The organism is Stutzerimonas azotifigens (assembly GCF_013522725.1).
GTDB classification, from domain to species: domain Bacteria; phylum Pseudomonadota; class Gammaproteobacteria; order Pseudomonadales; family Pseudomonadaceae; genus Stutzerimonas; species Stutzerimonas azotifigens_A.
The window spans coordinates 1-5,513 of the sequence record NZ_JAAMRF010000019.1 but is presented as its reverse complement, the minus strand read 5'-3'; the positions used below and the strand labels follow the sequence as shown (position 1 = coordinate 5,513).

Below are 5,513 nucleotides of genomic sequence, written 5' to 3'. Positions count from 1 at the left end.
ACCCGATTGCTCGGATTGGGGGTTTGGGATAGAAGCTTGACGATGACCTACTCTCACATGGGGAAACCCCACACTACCATCGGCGATGCGTCGTTTCACTACTGAGTTCGGGATGGGATCAGGTGGTTCCAACGCTCTATGGTCGTCAAGCAATTTGGTTGGGGAGTCGGTGTTGAGTCGCTTCCCCTAATGGGTATGTGATGTCGTATGGTTTTGCGGTTCTGGCCAATTTTCGGCTTTATCGGCTTTACCTGTCACACCGTCTCGAGCGTTAAGCTCCAGATTGTTTGGGTGTTATATGGTCAAGCCTCACGGGCAATTAGTATTGGTTAGCTCAACGCCTCACAGCGCTTACACACCCAACCTATCAACGTCGTAGTCTTCGACGGCCCTTTAGGGAGCTCGAGGCTCCAGTGAGATCTCATCTTGAGGCAAGTTTCCCGCTTAGATGCTTTCAGCGGTTATCTCTTCCGAACGTAGCTACCCGGCAATGCCACTGGCGTGACAACCGGAACACCAGAGGTTCGTCCACTCCGGTCCTCTCGTACTAGGAGCAGCCCCTCTCAAATCTCAAACGTCCACGGCAGATAGGGACCGAACTGTCTCACGACGTTCTAAACCCAGCTCGCGTACCACTTTAAATGGCGAACAGCCATACCCTTGGGACCGGCTTCAGCCCCAGGATGTGATGAGCCGACATCGAGGTGCCAAACACCGCCGTCGATATGAACTCTTGGGCGGTATCAGCCTGTTATCCCCGGAGTACCTTTTATCCGTTGAGCGATGGCCCTTCCATACAGAACCACCGGATCACTAAGACCTACTTTCGTACCTGCTCGACGTGTCTGTCTCGCAGTCAAGCGCGCTTTTGCCTTTATACTCTACGACCGATTTCCGACCGGTCTGAGCGCACCTTCGTACTCCTCCGTTACTCTTTAGGAGGAGACCGCCCCAGTCAAACTACCCACCATACACTGTCCTCGATCCGGATAACGGACCAGAGTTAGAACCTCAAAGTTGCCAGGGTGGTATTTCAAGGTTGGCTCCACGCGAACTGGCGTCCACGCTTCAAAGCCTCCCACCTATCCTACACAAGCAAATTCAAAGTCCAGTGCAAAGCTATAGTAAAGGTTCACGGGGTCTTTCCGTCTAGCCGCGGATACACTGCATCTTCACAGCGATTTCAATTTCACTGAGTCTCGGGTGGAGACAGCGCCGCCATCGTTACGCCATTCGTGCAGGTCGGAACTTACCCGACAAGGAATTTCGCTACCTTAGGACCGTTATAGTTACGGCCGCCGTTTACCGGGGCTTCGATCAAGAGCTTCGCTTGCGCTAACCCCATCAATTAACCTTCCGGCACCGGGCAGGCGTCACACCCTATACGTCCACTTTCGTGTTTGCAGAGTGCTGTGTTTTTAATAAACAGTCGCAGCGGCCTGGTATCTTCGACCGGCATGAGCTTACGGAGCAAGTCCTTCACCCTCACCGGCGCACCTTCTCCCGAAGTTACGGTGCCATTTTGCCTAGTTCCTTCACCCGAGTTCTCTCAAGCGCCTTGGTATTCTCTACCCAACCACCTGTGTCGGTTTGGGGTACGGTTCCTGATTACCTGAAGCTTAGAGGCTTTTCCTGGAAGCATGGCATCAACCACTTCGCTTTCTAAAAGAAAGCTCGTCATCAGTTCTCGGCATTAAGATCCCGGATTTACCTAAGATCTCTGCCTACCACCTTAAACTTGGACAACCAACGCCAAGCTGGCCTAGCCTTCTCCGTCCCCCCATCGCAGTAACCAGAAGTACGGGAATATTAACCCGTTTCCCATCGACTACGCTCTTCAGCCTCGCCTTAGGGACCGACTCACCCTGCGTCGATTAACGTTGCGCAGGAACCCTTGGTCTTTCGGCGTGCGAGTTTTTCACTCGCATTGTCGTTACTCATGTCAGCATTCGCACTTCTGATACCTCCAGCGAGCTTCTCAACTCACCTTCACAGGCTTACAGAACGCTCCTCTACCGCTCATCTTACGATGAACCCGTAGCTTCGGTACCTGGTTTGAGCCCCGTTACATCTTCCGCGCAGGCCGACTCGACTAGTGAGCTATTACGCTTTCTTTAAAGGGTGGCTGCTTCTAAGCCAACCTCCTAGCTGTCTGAGCCTTCCCACATCGTTTCCCACTTAACCAGGATTTTGGGACCTTAGCTGACGGTCTGGGTTGTTTCCCTTTTCACGACGGACGTTAGCACCCGCCGTGTGTCTCCCGTGCTGACACTTGCTGGTATTCGGAGTTTGCATCGGTTTGGTAAGTCGGGATGACCCCCTAGCCGAAACAGTGCTCTACCCCCAGCAGTGATACACGAGGCGCTACCTAAATAGCTTTCGAGGAGAACCAGCTATCTCCGAGCTTGATTAGCCTTTCACTCCGATCCACAGGTCATCCGCTAACTTTTCAACGGTAGTCGGTTCGGTCCTCCAGTTAGTGTTACCCAACCTTCAACCTGCCCATGGATAGATCGCCCGGTTTCGGGTCTATTCCCAGCGACTAGACGCCCTATTAAGACTCGCTTTCGCTACGCCTCCCCTATTCGGTTAAGCTCGCCACTGAAAATAAGTCGCTGACCCATTATACAAAAGGTACGCAGTCACCTAACAAAGTAGGCTCCCACTGCTTGTACGCATACGGTTTCAGGTTCTATTTCACTCCCCTCTCCGGGGTTCTTTTCGCCTTTCCCTCACGGTACTGGTTCACTATCGGTCAGTCAGTAGTATTTAGCCTTGGAGGATGGTCCCCCCATATTCAGACAAAGTTTCTCGTGCTCCGTCCTACTCGATTTCACTTCAAGGATCTTTTCGCGTACAGGGCTATCACCCACTATGGCCGCACTTTCCAGAGCGTTCCGCTAAAATCCAAGAAGCTTAAGGGCTAATCCCCGTTCGCTCGCCACTACTAAGGGAATCTCGGTTGATTTCTTTTCCTCAGGGTACTTAGATGTTTCAGTTCCCCTGGTTCGCCTCTTGCACCTATGTATTCAGTACAAGATACCCAGCTTATGCTGGGTGGGTTCCCCCATTCAGAGATCTCCGGATCACAGTCTATTTGCCGACTCCCCGAAGCTTATCGCAGGCTATCACGTCTTTCATCGCCTCTGACTGCCAAGGCATCCACCGTATGCGCTTATTCACTTGACCATATAACCCCAAGCAATCTGCTTGAGATCTCTGATCAGATAAAGCCGACATTCGCCGAAAATTCGCGCTTGAACTCGCAAATTTACCTTGACCAAACTAATCGCCAGTGAAAACGATCAGTCAGTCTACTTCTATCACATACCCAAATTTTTAAAGAACAGTTCCGGCGCAAAGACCAGAAATCAACATTCCCCACCTACCGGTGTGAATGCTCATTTCTGAGCTTTTCAAGCGATTCGAGTGAATGGTGGAGCCAAGGAGGATCGAACTCCTGACCTCCTGCGTGCAAAGCAGGCGCTCTCCCAGCTGAGCTATGGCCCCATCTACAGATCGGCCACATCCCTTGACAATTGGTGGGTCTGGGCAGATTCGAACTGCCGACCTCACCCTTATCAGGGGTGCGCTCTAACCAACTGAGCTACAGACCCAATCGTCTTACTCTCGGGTCTAAACCCAATCGCTTTTCGCAAGTGAATCAAGCAATTCGTGTGGGAGCTTATGAAGAAGCTGATGTCGTCGATTAAGGAGGTGATCCAGCCGCAGGTTCCCCTACGGCTACCTTGTTACGACTTCACCCCAGTCATGAATCACTCCGTGGTAACCGTCCCCCCGAAGGTTAGACTAGCTACTTCTGGAGCAACCCACTCCCATGGTGTGACGGGCGGTGTGTACAAGGCCCGGGAACGTATTCACCGTGACATTCTGATTCACGATTACTAGCGATTCCGACTTCACGCAGTCGAGTTGCAGACTGCGATCCGGACTACGATCGGTTTTATGGGATTAGCTCCACCTCGCGGCTTGGCAACCCTTTGTACCGACCATTGTAGCACGTGTGTAGCCCTGGCCGTAAGGGCCATGATGACTTGACGTCATCCCCACCTTCCTCCGGTTTGTCACCGGCAGTCTCCTTAGAGTGCCCACCATAATGTGCTGGTAACTAAGGACAAGGGTTGCGCTCGTTACGGGACTTAACCCAACATCTCACGACACGAGCTGACGACAGCCATGCAGCACCTGTGTCTGAGTTCCCGAAGGCACCAATCCATCTCTGGAAAGTTCTCAGCATGTCAAGGCCAGGTAAGGTTCTTCGCGTTGCTTCGAATTAAACCACATGCTCCACCGCTTGTGCGGGCCCCCGTCAATTCATTTGAGTTTTAACCTTGCGGCCGTACTCCCCAGGCGGTCGACTTAATGCGTTAGCTGCGCCACTAAGATCTCAAGGATCCCAACGGCTAGTCGACATCGTTTACGGCGTGGACTACCAGGGTATCTAATCCTGTTTGCTCCCCACGCTTTCGCACCTCAGTGTCAGTATCAGTCCAGGTGGTCGCCTTCGCCACTGGTGTTCCTTCCTATATCTACGCATTTCACCGCTACACAGGAAATTCCACCACCCTCTACCGTACTCTAGCTTGGCAGTTTTGGATGCAGTTCCCAGGTTGAGCCCGGGGCTTTCACATCCAACTTACCAAACCACCTACGCGCGCTTTACGCCCAGTAATTCCGATTAACGCTTGCACCCTCTGTATTACCGCGGCTGCTGGCACAGAGTTAGCCGGTGCTTATTCTGTCGGTAACGTCAAAACAGCAAGGTATTAACTTACTGCCCTTCCTCCCAACTTAAAGTGCTTTACAATCCGAAGACCTTCTTCACACACGCGGCATGGCTGGATCAGGCTTTCGCCCATTGTCCAATATTCCCCACTGCTGCCTCCCGTAGGAGTCTGGACCGTGTCTCAGTTCCAGTGTGACTGATCATCCTCTCAGACCAGTTACGGATCGTCGCCTTGGTGAGCCTTTACCCCACCAACTAGCTAATCCGACCTAGGCTCATCTAATAGCGTGAGGTCCGAAGATCCCCCACTTTCTCCCGTAGGACGTATGCGGTATTAGCGTCCGTTTCCGAACGTTATCCCCCACTACTAGGCAGATTCCTAGGCATTACTCACCCGTCCGCCGCTCTCAAGAGAAGCAAGCTCCTCTCTACCGCTCGACTTGCATGTGTTAGGCCTGCCGCCAGCGTTCAATCTGAGCCATGATCAAACTCTTCAGTTCAATACTGCTTGGGTTTTGAGAAAACCCTAAACTTGGCTCAGCAATCGCAAATCTCTCCATAAATGAAGAGTAACTCTCGAATTAACGAGTGTTGCTTTGTGATGCTGATAATCACTTGACTATCAGTCTTACCTCACAAGCACCCACACGAATTGCTTGATTCAGTTGTTAAAGAGCGTTTCGATCAAGTCTTTCGTCTCAACCGAGGCCGCGCATTCTACAGCAGCCTTTCTTACTGTCAAGCTGTTTTTCGAAAATCTCTTTTC

General features: G+C 51.9%; 2 tRNA genes and 3 rRNA genes. All 5 read right to left on the bottom strand.

The features are described 5' to 3' along the window. Positions 1-34 precede the first annotated feature (34 nt). Positions 35-150, bottom strand: a 5S ribosomal RNA gene (gene rrf, locus G7026_RS22415). 148 nt (positions 151-298) lie between these two features. Continuing rightward, positions 299-3,189: ribosomal RNA gene (locus G7026_RS22410) — 23S ribosomal RNA — on the bottom strand. Between the two features lie 245 nt (positions 3,190-3,434). Further along, a tRNA-Ala gene (locus G7026_RS22405) sits at positions 3,435-3,510 on the bottom strand. 30 nt (positions 3,511-3,540) lie between these two features. Next, positions 3,541-3,617: transfer RNA gene (locus tag G7026_RS22400), tRNA-Ile, on the bottom strand. Positions 3,618-3,710: 93 nt separating this feature from the next. Further along, positions 3,711-5,247, bottom strand: a 16S ribosomal RNA gene (locus G7026_RS22395). Together the 16S, 23S and 5S rRNA genes with 2 tRNA genes alongside form the textbook arrangement of a ribosomal RNA operon. Positions 5,248-5,513: the final 266 nt, after the last annotated feature.